This window comes from Pseudomonas sp. Irchel 3A5, assembly GCF_900187575.1.
GTDB classification, from domain to species: domain Bacteria; phylum Pseudomonadota; class Gammaproteobacteria; order Pseudomonadales; family Pseudomonadaceae; genus Aquipseudomonas; species Aquipseudomonas folii.
Map to the genome: position 1 here is coordinate 105,901 of NZ_FYDU01000018.1, position 19,103 is coordinate 125,003.

General features: G+C 56.5%; 14 protein-coding genes and 1 pseudogene. 11 read left to right on the forward strand and 4 right to left on the reverse strand.

The genetic code is table 11. The features are described from left to right. The first annotated feature begins 96 nt into the window (after positions 1-96). The 3 genes from gcvT (at position 97) to CKW31_RS25685 (ending at position 2,435) form a co-directional block, all read left to right on the forward strand. A complete protein-coding gene (gcvT, locus tag CKW31_RS25675; protein WP_095101334.1) occupies positions 97-1,221 on the forward strand; it encodes a glycine cleavage system aminomethyltransferase GcvT in 1,125 nt (374 codons plus the stop codon). Between the two features lie 415 nt (positions 1,222-1,636). After that, positions 1,637-1,849: a cold-shock protein gene (locus CKW31_RS25680; protein WP_095101336.1), complete on the forward strand. Its 213-nt coding sequence runs from the start codon at positions 1,637-1,639 to the stop codon at positions 1,847-1,849. Positions 1,850-1,949: 100 nt separating this feature from the next. Continuing rightward, positions 1,950-2,435, forward strand: coding sequence for an RDD family protein (locus CKW31_RS25685; RefSeq protein WP_095101338.1), 486 nt, complete (start codon positions 1,950-1,952; stop codon positions 2,433-2,435). A 2,078-nt stretch (positions 2,436-4,513) separates the two neighbouring features. On the opposite strand, the gene lptG is transcribed toward CKW31_RS25685, so the two are convergent. Further along, positions 4,514-5,575 (reverse strand): LPS export ABC transporter permease LptG, encoded by a 1,062-nt coding sequence (gene lptG / locus CKW31_RS25690; protein ID WP_095101340.1) that lies wholly within the window; start codon positions 5,573-5,575, stop codon positions 4,514-4,516. Then, complete coding sequence (gene lptF, locus CKW31_RS25695; RefSeq protein WP_095101342.1) at positions 5,568-6,689, reverse strand: LPS export ABC transporter permease LptF; 1,122 nt, start codon at positions 6,687-6,689, stop codon at positions 5,568-5,570. Before lptF ends, lptG begins: the two co-directional genes overlap by 8 nt. 320 nt (positions 6,690-7,009) lie before the next feature. Here lptF and CKW31_RS25700 point away from each other — a divergent pair, with 320 nt between their 5' ends. The 5 genes from CKW31_RS25700 to rlmF all read left to right on the forward strand — a co-directional run bounded on the left by CKW31_RS25700 (position 7,010) and on the right by rlmF (position 13,940). Then, a complete protein-coding gene (locus tag CKW31_RS25700; protein WP_095101344.1) occupies positions 7,010-8,500 on the forward strand; it encodes a leucyl aminopeptidase in 1,491 nt (496 codons plus the stop codon). A gap of 206 nt (positions 8,501-8,706) precedes the next feature. Then, positions 8,707-9,135, forward strand: coding sequence for a DNA polymerase III subunit chi (locus tag CKW31_RS25705; protein ID WP_095101346.1), 429 nt, complete (start codon positions 8,707-8,709; stop codon positions 9,133-9,135). A gap of 7 nt (positions 9,136-9,142) precedes the next feature. Beyond that, positions 9,143-9,574 (forward strand): DNA polymerase III subunit chi, encoded by a 432-nt coding sequence (locus CKW31_RS25710; protein ID WP_095101348.1) that lies wholly within the window; start codon positions 9,143-9,145, stop codon positions 9,572-9,574. Between the two features lie 322 nt (positions 9,575-9,896). Beyond that, complete coding sequence (locus CKW31_RS25715; RefSeq protein WP_095101350.1) at positions 9,897-12,743, forward strand: valine--tRNA ligase; 2,847 nt, start codon at positions 9,897-9,899, stop codon at positions 12,741-12,743. 180 nt (positions 12,744-12,923) lie between these two features. Next, positions 12,924-13,940, forward strand: coding sequence for a 23S rRNA (adenine(1618)-N(6))-methyltransferase RlmF (gene rlmF / locus CKW31_RS25720; RefSeq protein WP_176469986.1), 1,017 nt, complete (start codon positions 12,924-12,926; stop codon positions 13,938-13,940). A 228-nt stretch (positions 13,941-14,168) separates the two neighbouring features. Here the strand turns inward: rlmF and CKW31_RS25725 are convergent, their stop codons facing one another. Next, entirely contained in the window at positions 14,169-14,450 is a 282-nt protein-coding gene (locus CKW31_RS25725; RefSeq protein ID WP_027900723.1) for an HU family DNA-binding protein, read from the reverse strand. 405 nt (positions 14,451-14,855) lie between these two features. On the opposite strand from CKW31_RS25725, the gene yejK reads away from it, so the two are divergent. After that, on the forward strand, positions 14,856-15,857 hold the full coding sequence (gene yejK, locus CKW31_RS25730) for a nucleoid-associated protein YejK (protein ID WP_027900722.1): 1,002 nt from the start codon (positions 14,856-14,858) through the stop codon (positions 15,855-15,857). 12 nt (positions 15,858-15,869) lie between these two features. Continuing rightward, positions 15,870-16,220 (forward strand): glutaredoxin family protein, encoded by a 351-nt coding sequence (locus tag CKW31_RS25735; protein WP_095101352.1) that lies wholly within the window; start codon positions 15,870-15,872, stop codon positions 16,218-16,220. A 146-nt stretch (positions 16,221-16,366) separates the two neighbouring features. Here the strand turns inward: CKW31_RS25735 and CKW31_RS25740 are convergent, their stop codons facing one another. Then, positions 16,367-18,592, reverse strand: a complete 2,226-nt coding sequence (locus CKW31_RS25740) for a hypothetical protein (protein ID WP_141230186.1) — start codon at positions 18,590-18,592, stop codon at positions 16,367-16,369. Positions 18,593-18,790: 198 nt separating this feature from the next. Between CKW31_RS25740 and CKW31_RS25745 the strand changes: the two are divergent. Continuing rightward, positions 18,791-19,017 (forward strand): annotated as a pseudogene (locus CKW31_RS25745) (glutaredoxin family protein); the annotation flags it as partial. Positions 19,018-19,103 lie beyond the last annotated feature (86 nt).

The window sequence follows — 19,103 nt, forward strand, 5'->3', positions numbered from 1 at the left end:
CATCCTGTGCATTTATTGCGTCAGGAATGCAGCCTTCCCGGCTAAAGCCGGTCCCACGTCCCGGGCATCAGCGCCATCTATTCAAAGGAATCGATCATGACAACCGAACAACTTCTCACCACCCCGCTCCACGGCCTGCACCGTGAACTCGGTGCCAGGATGGTGCCTTTCGCGGGCTACGACATGCCGGTGCAATACCCGGCTGGCGTGATGAAAGAACATCTGCATACCCGTGAAAAAGCCGGGTTGTTTGATGTATCGCACATGGGCCAGATTCGCCTGACGGGTGCCGATGCAGCCAAAGCACTGGAAGCTCTGGTGCCGGTGGACATCATCGACTTGCCCGTCGGCATGCAGCGTTACGCCATGTTCACCAATGAAACCGGCGGCATTCTCGACGACTTGATGGTCGCCAACCTTGGCAATGATCAACTGATGCTGGTGGTCAATGCCGCCTGCAAGAACGACGACCTGGCTCACCTGCAGAAACACCTGGGCAGCCACTGTGAAATACAGCCCCTGTTTGAAGAACGCGCCCTGCTCGCCCTGCAAGGTCCGCAAGCGGTAACGGTGTTGGCGCGTCTGGCTCCGGAAGTCGCTGAAATGACCTTCATGCAGTTCGCCAGCGCGCAGTTGCTGGGTATTGACTGCTACGTCAGCCGCTCAGGTTACACCGGCGAAGACGGCTACGAAATTTCCGTTCCGGCTGATCAGGCTGAAACACTGGCCCGACGCTTGTTGGCCGAACCGGAAGTGGCCCCGATTGGCCTGGGTGCACGTGATTCACTGCGTCTGGAAGCAGGCTTGTGCCTGTACGGCCACGACATGAATACCGAGACCACGCCTGTCGAAGCCAGCCTGCTGTGGGCAATTTCCAAGGTTCGGCGCGCAGATGGCGCACGAGCGGGTGGTTTCCCGGGCGCAGAGCAGATCTTCGCTCAACAGCAGACAGCCCCCGCCCGCAAACGCGTTGGCCTGCTGCCACAGGAACGCACCCCGGTGCGCGAAGGCACAGACATCGTTGATGCCGATGGTAACTCCATTGGCACTGTATGCAGCGGTGGCTTCGGACCCAGCCTTGGCGGTCCTTTGGCGATGGGTTATTTGAACAGCGCGTTTACAGCACTGGGCACTCAAGTCTGGGCGGTAGTGCGCGGCAAGCAAGTACCGATGCTTGTCAGTAAAATGCCTTTCGTTGCACAACGTTACTATCGCGGGTAAGTGACGGTCGCGGCAGAAGGACGAAAGTGGCTGATTAACGGCGTCAAAAAAACAGGGCGGCTGACACCGAGTTCGGCCGCCTGTATTACACGCACTAAACAGCAGCGTAACAGCTAAAATAGCGCACTCGAAGAGTGCGCTTAACAGTAAAAAACTATCGATTCACAGTAAGTGGTAAATATTTTAAAACGCCGCAAAACCTCCTGAATACGGGCGCCAGACAGGGGCTTGTGTTTGTAACAAGAGTTAGCGTAGAGTTTCCCAACTGTGTTTGCATGGGTCGCTGAATCGGGACCTGGGCAGTAGCGCCAAGTTTGCTACAACCCGCTCTACGCTTCTTAAATTCCTGCAACCAGCCCAGTACTCTTTCATGTGAAAGAGGCTGTCATCAATTCAAGTTCCAGGGAATAAGAAAATGGCTGAACGTCAGAGCGGTACCGTCAAGTGGTTTAACGACGAGAAAGGTTTTGGCTTTATCACTCCAGAAAGCGGTCCGGATCTGTTTGTACACTTCCGCGCTATTCAGGGTAATGGCTTCAAGAGCCTGAAAGAAGGTCAGAAGGTGACTTTCGTTGCTGTGCAAGGCCAGAAAGGTATGCAGGCTGACGAAGTTAATCCCGAAGCGTAAGCCTTGGAACATGAAAAGCCCTCTGGTATTGATATCAGGGGGCTTTTTTGTGGGCGCGAGTCAGTAACATGCGCTCTTTCAATGACTGAGAGCCGCTGCCATGCCCCGACACATGCTTAGCCCGTCAGGTGACTTCCCGCCCGCGAGCCTGGGCCGCCGCTTCGCTGCGATCTGCTATGACGCGCTGCTGTGCTTTGCTCTGCTGCTGGTGACGGCGTTTGTCTACAAGCTGGTGTTGATGGCGTTTATTGGCGAGGCTCGGCTGAAGGCGCTATCGGAATCAGGCTCGCTGGACGGCGACCCTTTCCTGTCTACGATTTTGCTGCTGGTAATATTTGGATTCTTCGCCAAGTTCTGGACTCACTCAGGGCAAACGCTGGGCATGCAGGTATGGGGTATCCGCGTGCAAAACGCCGATGGCAGCGGAATCAGCCTGCTGCAAGCGCTGCTGCGCTTCATGGTGTCCATCGCATCGTGGCTGTGTTTAGGCCTGGGGTTTATCTGGGCGTTGTTTGATAAGCAGAATCGCAGCTGGCATGACCTTTATTCCAACAGCCAGTTGGTGCGGGTGCCGAAGCAGAGGTAGAACAGCTCATCTTTGCGGCTGGGTGGTGCCATTAGATCCTACAGCTGGATCGCGGTCCGGTAGGAGGCAACTTGTTGGCGAACGGGGCTGACGCGGTTATTCAGGCACACCGCCTCGCGAACAAGTTCGCTCCTACCCGCTGCTGCGTGGGCTTTACATCGTCATCGCGGGCGCTCTCCTACAGCTGGATCGCGGTCCGGTAGGAGGCAACTTGTTGGCGAACGGGGCTTGATGCGGCAATTCAGGTTGACCGCCTCGCGAACAAGTTCGCTCCTACCCGCTGCTGCGTGGGCTTTACATCGCCATCGCGGGCGCTCTCCTACAGCTGGATCGCGGTCCGGTAGGAGGCAACTTGTTGGCGAGAGGGCTTGATGCGGCAATTCAGGCCTGACGCCTCGCGAACAAGTTCGCTCCTACCCGCTGCTGCGTGGGCTTTACATCGTCATCGCGGGCGCTCTCCTACAGCTGGATCGCGATCCGGTAGGAGGCAACTTGTTGGCGAGAGGGCTTGATGCGGCAATTCAGGCCTGACGCCTCGCGAACAAGTTCGCTCCTACCCGCTGCTGCGTGGGCTTTACATCGTCATCGCGGGCGCTCTCCTACAGCTGGATCGCGATCCGGTAGGAGGCAACTTGTTGGCGAGAGGGCTTGATGCGGCAATTCAGGCCTGACGCCTCGCGAACAAGTTCGCTCCTACCCGCTGCTGCGTGGGCTTTACATCGCCATCGCGGGCGCTCTCCTACAGCTGGATCGCGATCCGGTAGGAGGCAACTTGTTGGCGAGAGGGCTTGATGCGGCAATTCAGGCCTGACGCCTCGCGAACAAGTTCGCTCCTACCCGCTGCTGCGTGGGCTTTACATCGTCATCGCGGGCGCTCTCCTACAGCTGGATCGCGATCCAGTAGGAGGCAACTTGTTGGCGAGAGGGCTTGATGCGGCAATTCAGGCCTGACGCCTCGCGAACAAGTTCGCTCCTACCCGCTGCTGCGTGGGCTTTACATCGTCATCGCGGGCGCTCTCCTACAGCTGGATCGCGATCCGGTAGGAGGCAACTTGTTGGCGAAAGGGGCTGACGCGGTTATTCAGGCACACCGCCTCGCGAACAAGTTCGCTCCTACCCGCTGCTGCGTAGGCTTTACATCGTCATCGCGGGCGCTCTCCTACAGCTGGATCGCGATCCGGTAGGAGGCAACTTGTTGGCGAGAGGGCTTGATGCGGCAATTCAGGCCTGACGCCTCGCGAACAAGTTCGCTCCTACCCGCTGCTGCGTTGGCTTTACATCGTCATCGCGGGCGCTCTCCTACAGCTGGATCGCGATCCGGTAGGAGGCAACTTGTTGGCGAAAGGGGCTGACGCGGTTATTCAGGCACACCGCCTCGCGAACAAGTTCGCTCCTACCCGCTGCTGCGTAGGCTTTACATCGTCATCGCGGGCGCTCTCCTACAGCTGGATCGCGATCCGGTAGGAGGCAACTTGTTGGCGAGAGGGCTTGATGCGGCAATTCAGGCCTGACGCCTCGCGAACAAGTTCGCTCCTACCCGCTGCTGCGTTGGCTTTACATCGTCATCGCGGGCGCTCTCCTACAGCTGGATCGCGATCCGGTAGGAGGCAACTTGTTGGCGAGAGGGCTTGATGCGGCAATTCAGGCCTGACGCCTCGCGAACAAGTTCGCTCCTACCGGCTGCTGCGTGGGCTTTACATCGCCATCGCGGGCGCTCTCCTACAGCTGGATCGCGATCCGGTAGGAGGCAACTTGTTGGCGAAAGGGCTTGATGCGGCAATTCAGGCCTGACGCCTCGCGAACAAGTTCGCTCCTACCCGCTGCTGCGTGGGCTTTACATCGCCATCGCGGGCGCTCTCCTACAGCTGGATCGCGATCCGGTAGGAGGCAACTTGTTGGCGAGAGGGCTTGATGCGGCAATTCAGGTTGACCGCCTCGCGAACAAGTTCGCTCCTACCGGCTAGCGCAGTAATGTAGGAGCTCGCTTACCCGCGATAGCCTTGGTATGTCCGCCACGGTACTTTACAGCGCACACAAAAAAGCCGACACGAAGTCGGCTTTTTCACAGCAGTAGAACCTTACCCGGCCCTGCGCAACAACAGCACCCCGGCCAGCGCACAGACGCCCGCTGGCACCAGCACTGCAAACAACGGCGAGAAGCCAAACACAAGGCTCGATGGCCCCAGCAGGTCCTGCACGATGCGGAAGGTGAAACCCACCAGCACGCCGGTAAACACCCGTTGGCCCAGCGTCACGGACCGCAGCGGACCGAAGATGAAGGAGATAGCCATCAACACCAGCGCGACCGTTACCAGCGGCTGCAGAACCTTGGTCCAGAATGCCAGCCAGTAACGACCGTTGCTCAGCCCCTGATCAGCCAGGTAGTGCGCGTATTGCCACAAGCCGGTAATCGACAGCGAGTCCGGCGGCATCACGACCGTGCTGAGCAACTGCGGGCTCAACGCAACGTCCCAACGCTCGTCAGCTGTCTTGATCACCTCAGTGCTGCCATCGCGGAAGAAGGTGGTGGAGATGTCGCTCAGCGACCAGTGATCTTCGTTGAACTTGGCCTGCCTGGCGAAGCTGGCGCTGAGCATGTGACGCTCATTGTCGAAGCGATAACGGGTCACGCCGTACAGAATGCCGTTAGGTTGCACCGAGTTGATGTGAATGAACTCATCGCCCTGACGGTGCCACATACCATGGCGAGCACTTTGTGCATCACCACTGCCCTGCGCCAGAGAACGGTTGGCCTGGGCCTGGTTCTCGGCTGCCGGGGCCACATACTCGCCAATCAGCACACCGGCAATCATCAGCACCAGCATCGGCTTCATGACCGCCCAGACGATACGTCCAATGGACACACCCGCAGCACGCATGATGGTCAATTCGCTGCTGCTGGCCAGGCTACCCAGGCCGATCAGGCAGCCAATCAGCGCAGCCATCGGCAGCATTTCATACACACGCCGTGGCGCGGTCATCAATACGAAACTGCTGGCGTCCAGCAAGGTGTAGCTGTCGCTGACGTCACCCATTTCATCGATAAAGGCGAACAACGAAGCCAGACCGAGAATGATCCCGAGAACCGCCAGGATGGCAACGAAAACGCTTTTACCAATGTAACGATCGAGCTTAACCATGAGCCACCTCCGACGCGGTGCGGCGACTCGCCATCTTCAAGCGCAGCGGCTCCCAGTACAAAAGACCAAGGCCGATCAACAGAAACAGTACATGTACCCACCAGATACCGAGCGCCATGGGCAGCTTGCCTTTCTCAAGTGCACCGCGCACCGCGATCAGCATAGTGAGGTAAGCCATATAAAGAAGGATCGCAGGCAGCAGTTTCAGATAACGGCCCTGACGCGGATTGACCCGGGAAAGCGGCACGGCCATCAAGGTCACGATAAACACCAGAATCGGCAGCGAGATACGCCACTGCAGTTCGGCTTTGTTGCGCAGGACATCGCTGCCGAACAGCTCGGACGTCGGTATGGCTTCGCGGTCAGTGATTTCGTCGCTGATGTCAGGCTTGGGCAGCATCGCGCCGTAAGTGTCGTACTTGATCGCTCGATAGTCGGCCTCACCCGGATTGCCGTCGTAGCGATAGCCGTTTTCCAGGATCAGGAAGCGGTTACCGTCAGGCTTGATCTCCTGGTGACCTTTTTCTGCCACCAGAACGGTAATCCCGCGATCCTTGCTCTTGTCGGAAGAAACGCGCTTTTCCGAAATGAATACACCGCCCAGATTCGAACGATCATCAGAAAGCTCTTGGGTATAAGTGACACGAGTACCGTCGCGCAGGGCCTGGAAGCGGCCTGGCACCAACGTATCGAATTCAGTCATCGCGTCCTGCTTGTTGATCAGCAGGGAAAACTGCGTCGCGCCCTGCGGTGCCAGGCTGAAGCTCAGCCAGGCAACCAGCAGCGCCACCACGGTCGCTGGCGCCATGGTCATCCACAGCAAACGCTGCTGGCTCATGCCGGTGGCGGCAAGCACGGTCATTTCGCTTTCGAGGTAAAGCCGACCGTAAGCCAGCAGAATCCCCAGAAACAGACCCAGCGGGAGGATCAGTTGCAGGAAGCCGGGCATACGAAAGCCCATGATCATGAACAGAACGCCCGGATCCAGCGCCCCGGACGCGGCCTGCGCGAGGTACTTGATGAAGCGTCCGCTCATGATGATTACCAACAACACAGCGCTCACAGCGCTCAAGGTAACCAGCACTTCTCGGGACAGATAACGAAAGACGATCAAACCAGACACTCCAGGGTCGCCAGGCTCAGGCAGCCAGACAAGAAAAGGTACTAGCAGTGGCGGCAGATTCAACACGGGTCTGCCAAAAAATATGCGGCATTATCCTGTGAATGAGGTCCTCTGTCACTGCGTCACCCGGATAGTTCTCTCGGAAACGTCCTGCACAGAGCCACACTCACATGTTTTCCGGGGTTGTCAGCGGTCCCGTGGCGGGGTCAAACTGCGGGCCTTGTCGTTGGCATGTTGATGCGAAACACACGCTCCCTGCCGCGCACGTCATTCATTTCGCGATAGCTCATCGTTTATTCGGGGACCCCGACATGGAATTGGTTGTTAAAAGCGTAAGCCCAGAAACCTTGAAAACCGCGACCCTGGTAGTCGCCGTAGGCGAAGGTCGCGCGCTCAGCGATGCCGCAAAAACCGTGGACGCCCTGAGCGGCGGTGCCATCAGCGCAGTGCTGAAACGCGGTGATCTGATCGGCAAAGTGGGGCAAAGCCTGCTCCTGCACAACCTGCCCAATTTGAAAGCCGAGCGCGTTTTGCTGGTCGGCACTGGTAAAGAGCCCGAATTGTCTGACCGTCAATTCAAGAAAATCATCAGCGCCGTGCTGTCGACTCTTAAAGGTCTGGGCGGCAGCGACGCCGCCATCGCTCTGGATCAGGTCGTCGTCAAAAATCGCGACACTTACGGCAAGGCACGCTTGCTGGTGGAAACCCTGGCCGACGGCGAATATGTTTTTGATCGTTTCAAGAGCCAGAAAGCCGAAGCCAAAGCGCTGAAAAAAGTCACCCTGCTGACCGACAAAATCAGCGTCGCCGATGTAGAGCGTGCAGCGACTCACGCTCAGGCCATCGCTACCGGTATGGCCTTGACCCGCGATCTGGGCAACATGCCGCCGAACATCTGCCACCCGACTTATCTGGGCGAACAAGCCAAGGCGTTGGGCAAAGCGCACAAAAACCTCAAGGTTGAAGTTCACGACGAGAAAAAACTCGCCGAACTGGGCATGGGTTCGTTCCTTGCCGTGGCACAGGGCAGCGCTCAGCCGCCACGCCTGATCGTCATGAACTACTCCGGCGGCAAGAAAAGCGAAAAGCCTTTCGTACTGGTCGGTAAAGGCATCACCTTTGATACCGGCGGCATCAGCATCAAACCTGCTGCGGGCATGGACGAGATGAAGTTCGACATGTGTGGCGCTGCCAGCGTGTTCGGTACCCTGCGCGCCGTGCTGGAACTGCAACTGCCGATCAACCTGGTGTGCGTCATCGCCGCAGCCGAGAACATGCCGAGCGGCACCGCGACTCGTCCTGGCGACATCGTCACCACCATGAGCGGGCAGACGGTGGAAATCCTCAACACCGACGCCGAAGGCCGTCTGGTGCTGTGTGATGCGCTGACCTACGCCGAGCGCTTCAAGCCTCAGGCCGTGATCGACATCGCCACCCTGACCGGCGCTTGTGTCGTCGCATTGGGCGGTCACACGTCCGGTCTGCTGGGTAACAACGATGCGCTGATCAATCAATTGCTCGACGCGGGCAAGTTTGCCGACGACCGTGCATGGCAGTTGCCGTTGTTCGATGAATATCAGGAGCAACTGGACAGCCCGTTTGCGGACATCGCCAACATTGGTGGCCCGAAAGGCGGCACCATCACCGCAGCCTGCTTCCTGTCGCGCTTCACCAAAACCTACGAATGGGCGCACCTGGACATCGCCGGCACAGCCTGGCTGAGCGGCGGCAAGGACAAGGGCGCCACTGGCCGTCCGGTTCCATTGCTGACCCAATACCTGCTGGACCGCGCAGGCGCATAAGGAAAACCGGGGCGGTTGCAGTCATATGGAAAAAAACGCAGCCCTGTAGGAGCTCACGAGCAACGCGAGGCAGCGATGGCGGTTTTCCTGATACACCGCTATCGCGGGCGTCGTAACCTCCGTGCGCTCCTACAGGGATATGCATTTCAAATCCATGATTGATGTGATGTTGATGAGAAACAAGCGCCCCGCGACCTGGAACCTACATGACACAAGTCGACTTCTACATTCTCCCCAGCCCGGATCCTTCGGCACGTCTGGATTTCGCCTGCAAGCTCACGGAAAAAGCCTGGCGTATGGGTCACCGGATTTACCTGCATTGCAGCGATGCCGCGCAGCGTGAAGACCTGGATGCCCGGCTGTGGCGCTTCAAGGGTGAAACCTTCATTCCCCACGGTGACGCCGAAGACGATCAGGTCGCGCCTGTGGTGCTGGGCCTGGGTGAAGACCCGGGGCAACATCAGGATCTGCTGGTCAATCTGGACCTGCGCATCCCCGATTTTTTCAAACGTTTCGCCCGCGTGGCGGAAATAGTGGTGGAAGATCCCGCCATACGACTGGCCGCACGAGAGAGTTTTCGTTTCTATCGTGAACAGGGCTATCCTCTGCAAGATCACCGACTACAGCGGCTTTGAGCACACGATGGATAATTCAAAACCTCTGAAAGACTCCGCCCACTTGCTGGACGACCTTGAGTCGATCCGACAACTGCTTGGCGATGACTCCCAGCAACCGCCGGCTCATGGCGAGGGCCAGATCCCTTTGCTGTTCGATGTGGTGGGCGCAAAACCGGTACTGCACCAGGAACTGGATTTTGGCGATGAAGATGATGCCGATATTCCAACCCTGACGCCCGAGCCTGTCGCACAACCTGTCGAGCCGCCCGTGGCTGCTGCTCCGGTGCAGGCAAGATCCAAAGAAGATGCTCTGTTGCATCTGGACTCAGAACTGCGCGCCGCCGCCCAATTGATCATGCAAGACGTCATCGACGACTTCGCCCCGCATATCGAGACCGAAATCAAGCGTCGCCTTGAAGCCCGGATGGAACGGTTGCTGAGCCAGTATCATAATTAACCCCACTCCACAGGACACACTGATGACGTGGGACCGGCTTTAGCCGGGAAGAGGCCAGTACATTCACTAGATATTTGTCGTCAGAAACGCCGCCTTCCTGGCTAAAGCCGGTCCCACGTCAACTTGCGGGCAAACATAGAACCTCCCACATACGACTGCGTTAATTTCACGACAGCGCGGTGTCACAGACACCGCAGCAGTCCGCGCCCGACAATTGCCTTCTAATTTTTACAGCCCATTATCGCCCCGCTCTACGCCCAGCCGTTCATCCCCGCTATACTTGTCGGCTTTCCTGAATTACAGCAATAGGTTCCCGCCGCGCATGGACAAGACCTACCAGCCGCACGCTATTGAAACTTCCTGGTATCAAACCTGGGAATCCGAGAATTACTTCGCCCCGCAGGGCGCGGGTGACTCGTACACCATCATGATCCCGCCGCCGAACGTCACCGGCAGCCTGCACATGGGCCATGGTTTCAATAACGCGATCATGGACGCCTTGATCCGTTTCCGCCGCATGCAGGGTCGCAACACCCTGTGGCAGCCGGGCACCGACCATGCCGGTATCGCCACACAAATGCTGGTAGAGCGTCAGATCGAAGCTCAAGGCCTGAACCGCCACGATCTGGGCCGCGACAAGTTTCTGGAAAAAATCTGGGAATGGAAGGATCAGTCCGGCGGCAACATCAGCCGTCAGATCCGTCGCTTGGGCTCGTCCGTCGACTGGAGCCGTGAGCGCTTCACCATGGACGACGGCCTGTCCGATGCGGTTAAAGAAGCCTTTGTGCGCCTGCATGAAGATGGCCTGATCTATCGCGGCAAGCGTCTGGTCAACTGGGACACCAAGCTGCACACCGCTATTTCCGATCTCGAAGTGGAAAACCACGACGAGAAAGGCTTCCTGTGGAACCTGCGTTATCCACTGGCTGACGGCGCGAAAACCGCTGACGGCCTGGATTACCTGATCGTTGCCACGACTCGCCCGGAAACCATGCTCGGTGATGCCGCCGTCGCCGTTAACCCGGAAGACGAACGTTACAAAGCACTGATCGGCAAGTTCGTTGAGCTGCCGCTGGTTGGCCGCCGTATTCCGATCATTGCGGATGAATACTGCGACCCTGAATTCGGCACCGGCTGCGTGAAAATCACCCCGGCCCACGACTTCAACGACTACGAAGTCGGCAAGCGCCACAATCTGCCGCTGCTGAACATCTTCGACAAGAACGCCAACGTGCTGGCCGCTGCGCAGGTGTTCAACCTCGACGGCACCCTGAACGAAACCGTGGACGGCACCCTGCCTGCCGAATACGCAGGCCTTGACCGTTTCGAAGCGCGCAAGCAGATCGTTGCTGCGTTCGACGCTGCAGGCCTGCTGGTCAGCGTTGACGATCACGCCCTGAAAGTCCCGAAAGGCGACCGTTCCGGCACCATTATCGAACCGTGGCTGACTGACCAGTGGTACGTATCCACCAAGCCTCTGGCTGAACCGGCCATTGCTGCTGTCGAAGACGGCCGCATCGCCTTCGTGCCCAAGCAATACGAAAACATGTACTTCTCGTGGATGCGTGACATCCAGGACTGGTGCATCAGCCGTCAGCTCTGGTGGGGCCACCGTATCCCGGCCTGGTACGACGAGTCCGGCAAAGTGTACGTCGGTCGCGACGAAGCCGAAGTCCGCGCCAAGAACAATCTCGGTCCCGACGTTGCGCTGCAACAGGACAACGACGTACTCGACACCTGGTTCAGCTCGGGCCTGTGGACGTTCTCCACCCTCGGCTGGCCGGAAAAAACCAAGGCGCTGGAGACTTTTCACTCCACCGACGTACTGGTCACCGGTTTCGACATCATCTTCTTCTGGGTTGCCCGGATGATCATGCTCACCATGCATTTGGTGAAAGACGAAGACGGCACGCCGCAAGTACCGTTCAAGACGGTGTATGTGCACGGTCTGGTCCGCGATGGCCAGGGCCAGAAGATGTCCAAGTCCAAGGGCAACGTCCTCGACCCGCTGGACATCATCGACGGCATCGAGCTGGAAGATCTGGTGCAGAAACGCACCTCCGGCATGATGCAGCCGAAACTGGCGAAGAAGATTGAAAAGCAGACCCGCGACGAGTTCGCCGACGGCATCGCCAGCTACGGCACCGACGCCCTGCGCTTCACCTTCTGCTCACTGGCATCCACCGGTCGTGACATCAAGTTCGACATGGGCCGCGTTGAAGGCTATCGCAACTTCTGCAACAAGATCTGGAACGCCGCACGCTACGTGCTGGACAAAGGCGAAGACTGTGGCCAGAACGGCGAAGAAGTCGAGCTGTCCCTGGCTGATCGCTGGATCATCTCGCAACTGCAGCGAACCGAAGCCGAAGTGACCCGTCAACTGGATCAGTTCCGTTTCGACCTCGCCGCTCAGGCCTTGTACGAGTTCATCTGGAACCAGTATTGCGACTGGTACCTGGAACTCTCCAAGCCAGTGCTGTGGGACGAGAATGCGCCGGTGGAACGTCAACGCGGCACTCGCCGTACGCTGGTTCGCGTGCTGGAAGTTGCGCTGCGTCTGGCGCACCCGTTCATGCCGTTCATCACCGAAGAAATCTGGCAGCGCCTTGCGCCGCTGGCAGGTGCGGAAGGCAAAACCATCATGCTGCAACCTTGGCCAGTGGCCAACGAAGCACGCATCGATCAGGCCGCCGAAGACGACATCGAGTGGCTCAAGGGCCTGATGCTCGCCACCCGTAACATTCGTGGCGAAATGAACATCGGTCCGGGCAAGCCGCTGCAACTGTTCCTCAAGAACGTCAACGCCGAAGACTTGCGTCGCCTGCAGGAAAACGATTACCTGCTGAAGAAACTGGCCAAGCTGGAATCCATCACCGTACTGGAAGCAGGCGCTGAAGCTCCGCTGTCAGCCACCGGGCTGGTAGGCGAAATGGAAGTGCTGGTGCCAATGGCGGGTCTGATCGACAAAGATGCCGAGCTGGCGCGTCTGGACAAGGAAATCCTGCGTCTGCAAGGCGAAGTGCAACGGGTGGGCGGCAAGCTGTCCAACGCCGCGTTCGTCGACAAGGCGCCGCCGGAAGTCATCGCCAAGGAACGCGCCAAAATGGCCGAAGCCGAACAGGCTTTGGGCAAACTGGCCGAGCAGCATGCGCGGATTGCGAGTTTGTAAACACAGCGATGAATAAAGAGGGAGGTCCATCGCGACCTCCCTTTTTTATCGCATATTTTTTGTAGGAGCTGCCGCAGGCTGCGAAGCGGTGGTAGCTTCAAAGGTGCTGCAAGGGTTTAGACCCATTCGCAGCCTTCGGCAGCTCCTACAGGGGTCGCCTTCCTCACAGAATCTGACCCCATGACCATCCCGAACACCCCAAAACCACCCCGCAAAAAGCCCAAACCGGCGCAGCCAGGCAAACCTGCCGAGCCCCGTGAAAAGGCCACCTTGCACCCGCGCAATCGCCATCAAGGCCATTACGACTTTCCCAAGCTCATCAAAAGCAGCCCGGAGCTGGGTCAGTTCCTGATCACCAACCCGTACGGCAAGGAAAGCATCGACTTTGCCAACCCTGCCGCCGTACGCGTGTTCAACCGGGCGCTGCTCAAGTCGTTCTACGGTATCGCCCACTGGGATATCCCGGCCGACTACCTGTGCCCGCCGATTCCAGGCCGCGCCGACTACCTGCACTTTCTCGCCGACCTGCTGGCAGCGCGCAACGAAGGCGTAATTCCTCGCGGCGCGTCGATCAAGGCACTGGACGTCGGCACCGGTGCCAACTGCGTCTACCCGCTGATCGGTCATAGCGACTATGGCTGGCAGTTCCTGGGCTCGGAGATCGACACGACCGCCGTTGCCGCTGCCACTGCAATCATCAAGTCCAACAACCTGAGCAAGGCCATCAGCCTGCGTCAGCAAAGCAATCGCAAGCAAATCCTGCTGGACCTGCTCAACAACGATGAACGCTTCGACGTGAGCCTGTGCAACCCGCCCTTCCATTCCTCACTGGAAGAGGCACAGCGCGGCAGCCAGCGGAAATGGCGCGCACTGGGTAAGGCAGATCCGAAACGCAAACTGCCGGTGCTCAATTTCGGCGGGCAATCGCAGGAACTGTGGTGTGAAGGCGGCGAGATCGGCTTCGTCACGCAGTTGATCAAAGAAAGCACCCAAGTGGCGAAGCAGGTGTTGTGGTTCAGCACACTGGTGTCGAAGGCATCCAACCTGCCGATGATTCAAAGCACACTGAAGAAAGCAGGCGTGTTTGAAAGCCAGGTGATCGAGATGGGCCAGGGCCAAAAGCAGAGCCGATTCGTAGCGTGGACCTTTCATGACAAGGCCAGACAAGAGGCGTGGCGCCAAGAGCGTTGGGTGTAAAGAAACTGAGCCTGCTGTAACGCAATCCCCTGTGGGAGCGGTGCTTGGTCTGGGCGGCATTCCGACGATAAGGCAGGACGCGATCTAAAGTGAATTGCGTCCAGCCTTATCGCGGGCAAGCACCGCTCCCACAGGGAATGCATTCCACTCCAGCATTTGCAAATCTGACCCACAAAAAAGCCGTGCCCGGTTAACCGGTGCACGGCTTTTTCAACAGCAAGCGTAGGCTTACTTGTTGATCGAGTCGTTCAGCACTTTAGCTGGTACGAACTTGATGACTTTCTTGGCAGCGATTTCGATGGCAGCGCCAGTCGAAGGGTTGCGGCCAGTGCGAGCTGGACGCTCGGCTACTTTCAGTTTGCCGATGCCCGGCAGAGTGATTTCAGCGCCGTTTTCCAGTTGGTCGGCAACAATTTGGCCCAATTGCTCAAGAGCATTACGCGCGGTGGTTTTTGGCGCGTCGATAGCTTCTGCGATATCGGCGATCAATTGGTCTTTAGTCAGAGCCATGGTGGTGTTCCTTCCCTATCAAATTCATTTGGATTGCAGAGTGCAGCGTCGGCCTGGAGCCGGATCATGAACCCGACCCTCCAGTAGCAGCCACGATTAATCGCGAAGTGTAGATACTGAAACCGGGCATTGGTTCGGCCCAAACGCACACAAACTGCGGTGCTTGGCGCGCTATGCTGCGCAAGACGGGGCAAAACTAGCACAGAGCCGAGCAAATATCCGCACTAACCTACCCGATTGGACAGGTTTCTCCCGTTTGAACCGAAAAAAAGCGGTTCGGACACCCCATGAGAGCTAAAACCAAGGGTTACAGCCTCGTTTCACGCCTCGGGTGCGTTACACTGCCCGCCGTAAATCGAGCAGCGCCGCTCGTCAGTATCCCGCTCACAACCAGCCGAGAAACCCATGCCGATCCGTCATTGCATCGTCCACTTGATCGACAAGAAACCCGACGGTACGCCCGCAGTTCTCCATGCACGTGACTCCGAACTCGCTGAGTCTCAAGCCATCGAGAACATGCTGGCCGACCTCAACGAGAGCTACAACGCCAAACAAGGCAAGGCCTGGGGTTTCTTCCACGCCGAGTCAGGCGCGCATCCGTTCAGCGGCTGGCTGAAGGAATACATGGACGGTGGCAAAGACTTCACGGCATTCAGCCGGGTTGCAGTAGAACACCTGCAAAAGCTGATGGAAGAATCCAACCTCTCCGTCGGCGGCCACGTACTGTTTGCTCACTACCAACAGGGCATGACTGATTACCTGGTCATCGCTCTGCTGCACCACAGCGAAGGCGTGGCCGTGAGCGAAACCCTCGACGTGACCCCGTCGCGCCATCTGGACCTTGGCCAGTTGCATCTGGCAGCGCGGATCAACGTGTCCGAGTGGCAGAACAACAAGATGTCCAAGCAGTACATCTCGTTCATCAAGGGCAAGAATGGCAAGAAGGTTTCGGAATACTTCCGCGACTTCATCGGCTGCCAGGAAGGCGTCGACGGCCCGGGCGAAACCCGCACCCTGCTCAAGGCGTTCAGCGACTTCGTCGAAAGCGAAGACCTGCCGGAAGATTCTGCACGTGAAAAAACCAAAACGCTGGTCGACTACGCCAGCAGCCAGAGCAAAATGGGCGAGCCCATGGGCCTGGAAGAACTCTCCGGCCTGATCGACGAAGAGCGCCCGCGTGCCTTCTACGACCACATCCGCAACAAAGACTACGGCCTGTCGCCGGAAATCCCTGCGGATAAGCGCACCCTAAACCAGTTCCGCCGCTTTACAGGCCGCGCAGAAGGCCTGTCGATCAGCTTTGAAGCGCACCTGTTGGGCGACAAGATCGAATACGACGAAGCAGCCGGTACGCTGATCATCAAGGGCCTGCCGACGCAACTGACTGATCAGCTCAAGCGCCGATAAGGACACACGAGCATGTTGCTACGCACATTGAAGAAGTTCGCCCTGATCATGCTGGTCGTCGTGGTTTATCAGAACTGGGGCAAGATCGAGCACTTCTTCAATCCCTCGGATGCGATCCCTGCGCAAACTCAGGTGCAGGCCCGAGTGGTGATGTACGCCACCGAGTGGTGCGGCTACTGCAAACAGACGCGGCGTTTTCTCGACAGCAAAGGTATTCCGTTCAAGGAATATGACATCGAGAAGTCAGACGAGGGCCGCAAGGCTTACGAGGCACTGGGTGGGCGTGGCATCCCGTTGATTGACGTGAATGGCACGATCATCAGGGGATTCAGCGAAGAGGCGATATTGGCGGCGTTGAAGTGATTCGAGAGCCCCATGGTACCTGCAACCATGAGAGATAATACTTCGTCGCCTACTAGTATCCGGCCATTTAAAACCTGTGTATTGGATGTATCGCGCCTTATAGGCCAAAGCGGTATCTTGTTGGTGAAAAAGACAATTCATAGAGCTTAGGGAAAAGGCGTTATCATGAATCTCGTAGAAGCACGATCAAGCACGGCGTTCGACAAGGCACGTAAACTAACTGTTGCAATGTAATGAAAACTTCCATCTTCACCCACTCCGACATACATGGATCCGAAACCACCGGCGGGTATTGTAAAAGTCACCGTTGTAGATTGCTCTCCAGGCTGCAGTTCCCCACGTTCAGAAAAATGCATCATCCCTTCACTGCTATGATCTATATTAAACTCAATTCGAAACGAGACTCTTGACAACGCCCGCCCTGACAGAAAAACTTGAACTTCCAACTCTTGCTCATCTCCCGTTGCTACAATGGGCATATCCCCCATGAGACTGATAAAGGGTAGATCAATGGATGAAATACTTCCCAAGGAAGGTTTCACGAAGACGATATCAGACAGATAAATATTCCCACCCTGAGGCAATGTGATTAACACACTATCAACTGGCTTGGACAGATCAATAGGGAAATCTGTGAGCGGTACCGAAACCTGCTGCTGAAGAAAGGTCTCTACACCTGGAATTATTTCAGGAACTGACCGAATGTAAGATATGGTTTTGGTGAGATCAACGGTAGCCCCCCCTACACTCAGATTAAGTTCAACATACTCTTCAGGATTTTCTCCCCGCAAAAGCGCAACGTGAAAATTCAGATGAGTATAGATCGAGATATCTACAGGATCGCCGCCCTCAGGGGTATGCAATTCGAGTTCTGCAGGGGCTAGCGGGGTCTCACTTTTGAGATTTAGATAACTATGTAAATTATCGTGCGCGTATCGTAATCTGTAGGGAGCACTCCCGATGGGGGCTTTCATTTTTATTTCACCGACTCCTTGTTTAACATCCCACATCCAGTTTCCAGGCATCAGGGAAGTGTCTTCGCCGTAAAGGGTTTCAAAGCTTTGAATCACGTATCGACTTGAGGCTGGAAAATGTGCAGAGCTGCGCACTTCTGCTGTTGGCAATATGGGTAACCTTACAAGTGAACCATCAAATAACGGGAGAAATTGCTGCTCTCTCCCCAAGATCAGCCGAAAAAAAGCCCCCATGTAAAAAGAGCCTAGCAGACGCTGCTCTACTTGCGTCAACCGCTCTACCTCAACTTCGCCCCATGTTTCATCTGCATCATCGAAACCTCCAACAATCCCGGGGGACCACATCGAATTGTAAAAATTATGGTTTGCCCCCAACATCAAAACGGAGCTGCGCAATACATCATCGTCAAAAGCATAGCGAGACAGGTCAGATACCCACTGGCCATCCAGCTCGATACAATCACCGTCTAAAAATGGAAGAATGAACGCTGTGTGCGTGTCAGGTATAGCGATGTCTTGTAAAGCAGTGGTGCCCAGCAGCACAGCAGCACGTATACCGTAGCCTTTATCAAGAACCTTATTCAGGGTAATCGCTCTCGCGACCCCTTCCCCACCGCGGGAATGCCCCATGAGGCCTATATTTTGTAGATCCAGTTTACCTGTCAGGAAGGAAAGTTCAGGGTGAGTACCATTGTTGGCGTCGGCTAATAAATCAAGGTGGGCCAAAATCAGGTGTCCTCGACGAAGGCTGTCATCTTGACTTTCACGCAACAGGCCGATGGCAGATACAGATACAACTGCGTAACCCTGACTGGCAAGCGCATAAGCTAACTCAGCGTAACCTTCATAACTAGGCTTAGGTACAAAGCCTGCTCTGCAGGGCCATTGGAAAAAATCATGGCTTTCCTCGTTGTAGCATGCCCAATGCACTCCATGAACAAAGACTATTACAGAATGAGCCTCAACTGTATCCTCGGGCATATATACCGCTGCACGGAACTCCACAGGCGTAGTACCGCCGGGCAACAACAACACCTCATCACCATAGTCGTAATCGTGACGAATAACATTATATTTTCCGTGCGAAAGCGCATCCGGCGCGATCACGCGGGGCAGGATATCACCACTCACTTTCCGTTTTTTTGGGGTTAACTTACGCGCCTTCCGAAGGGAACGAAAATATAAAGAGGGGGGCAAAACTTCTTTTATCCCGTAGAGCTGCTGATCGGGGACGGGTGCCCTCAATGATTGACGGTCGTGCAACCATTCAGCCTCATACCGAATCCCATCAACGAACAAACTTGGATCAGAATCAAATAAGGGCTGAGGCTCTTCAAAATAAAACTCTACGTAAGAAATAGTATTTTCGGTAACGACTTGCCAGTTTCCTGCTTTCATTTTATACATACCCGCACTTGGACTTACTAGCTTTCTTACCCATCTCTACAATCTAAAATTACGCCTACACCCGCCCCCCTGTCCACTGCCGCCAACAACAACCAATATACTATTTTGGACTTACATTAACTGCGAGTTGTTATATATTTTATAGCTATGCGCCACCTGCATAACCTTTTATCTGCTAAGTACCAAACGCAGGCCCGAGTAGTGATGTACGCCACCGAGTGGTGCGGTTACTGCAAACAGACGCGGCGTTTTCTCAACAGCAAAGGTATTCCGTTCAAGGAATATGACATCGAGAAGTCAGACGAGGGCCGCAAGGCTTACGAGGCACTGGGTGGGCGTGGCATCCCGTTGATTGACGTGAATGGCACGATCATCAGGGATTCAGCGAAGAGGCGATATTGGCGGCGTTGAAGTGATCGCAGAAATCCAGGGCTAAATAAATCCCTGTGGGAGCGAGGCTTGCCCGCGATAAAATCGACGCGGTTTACCCTGACCTCCGAGG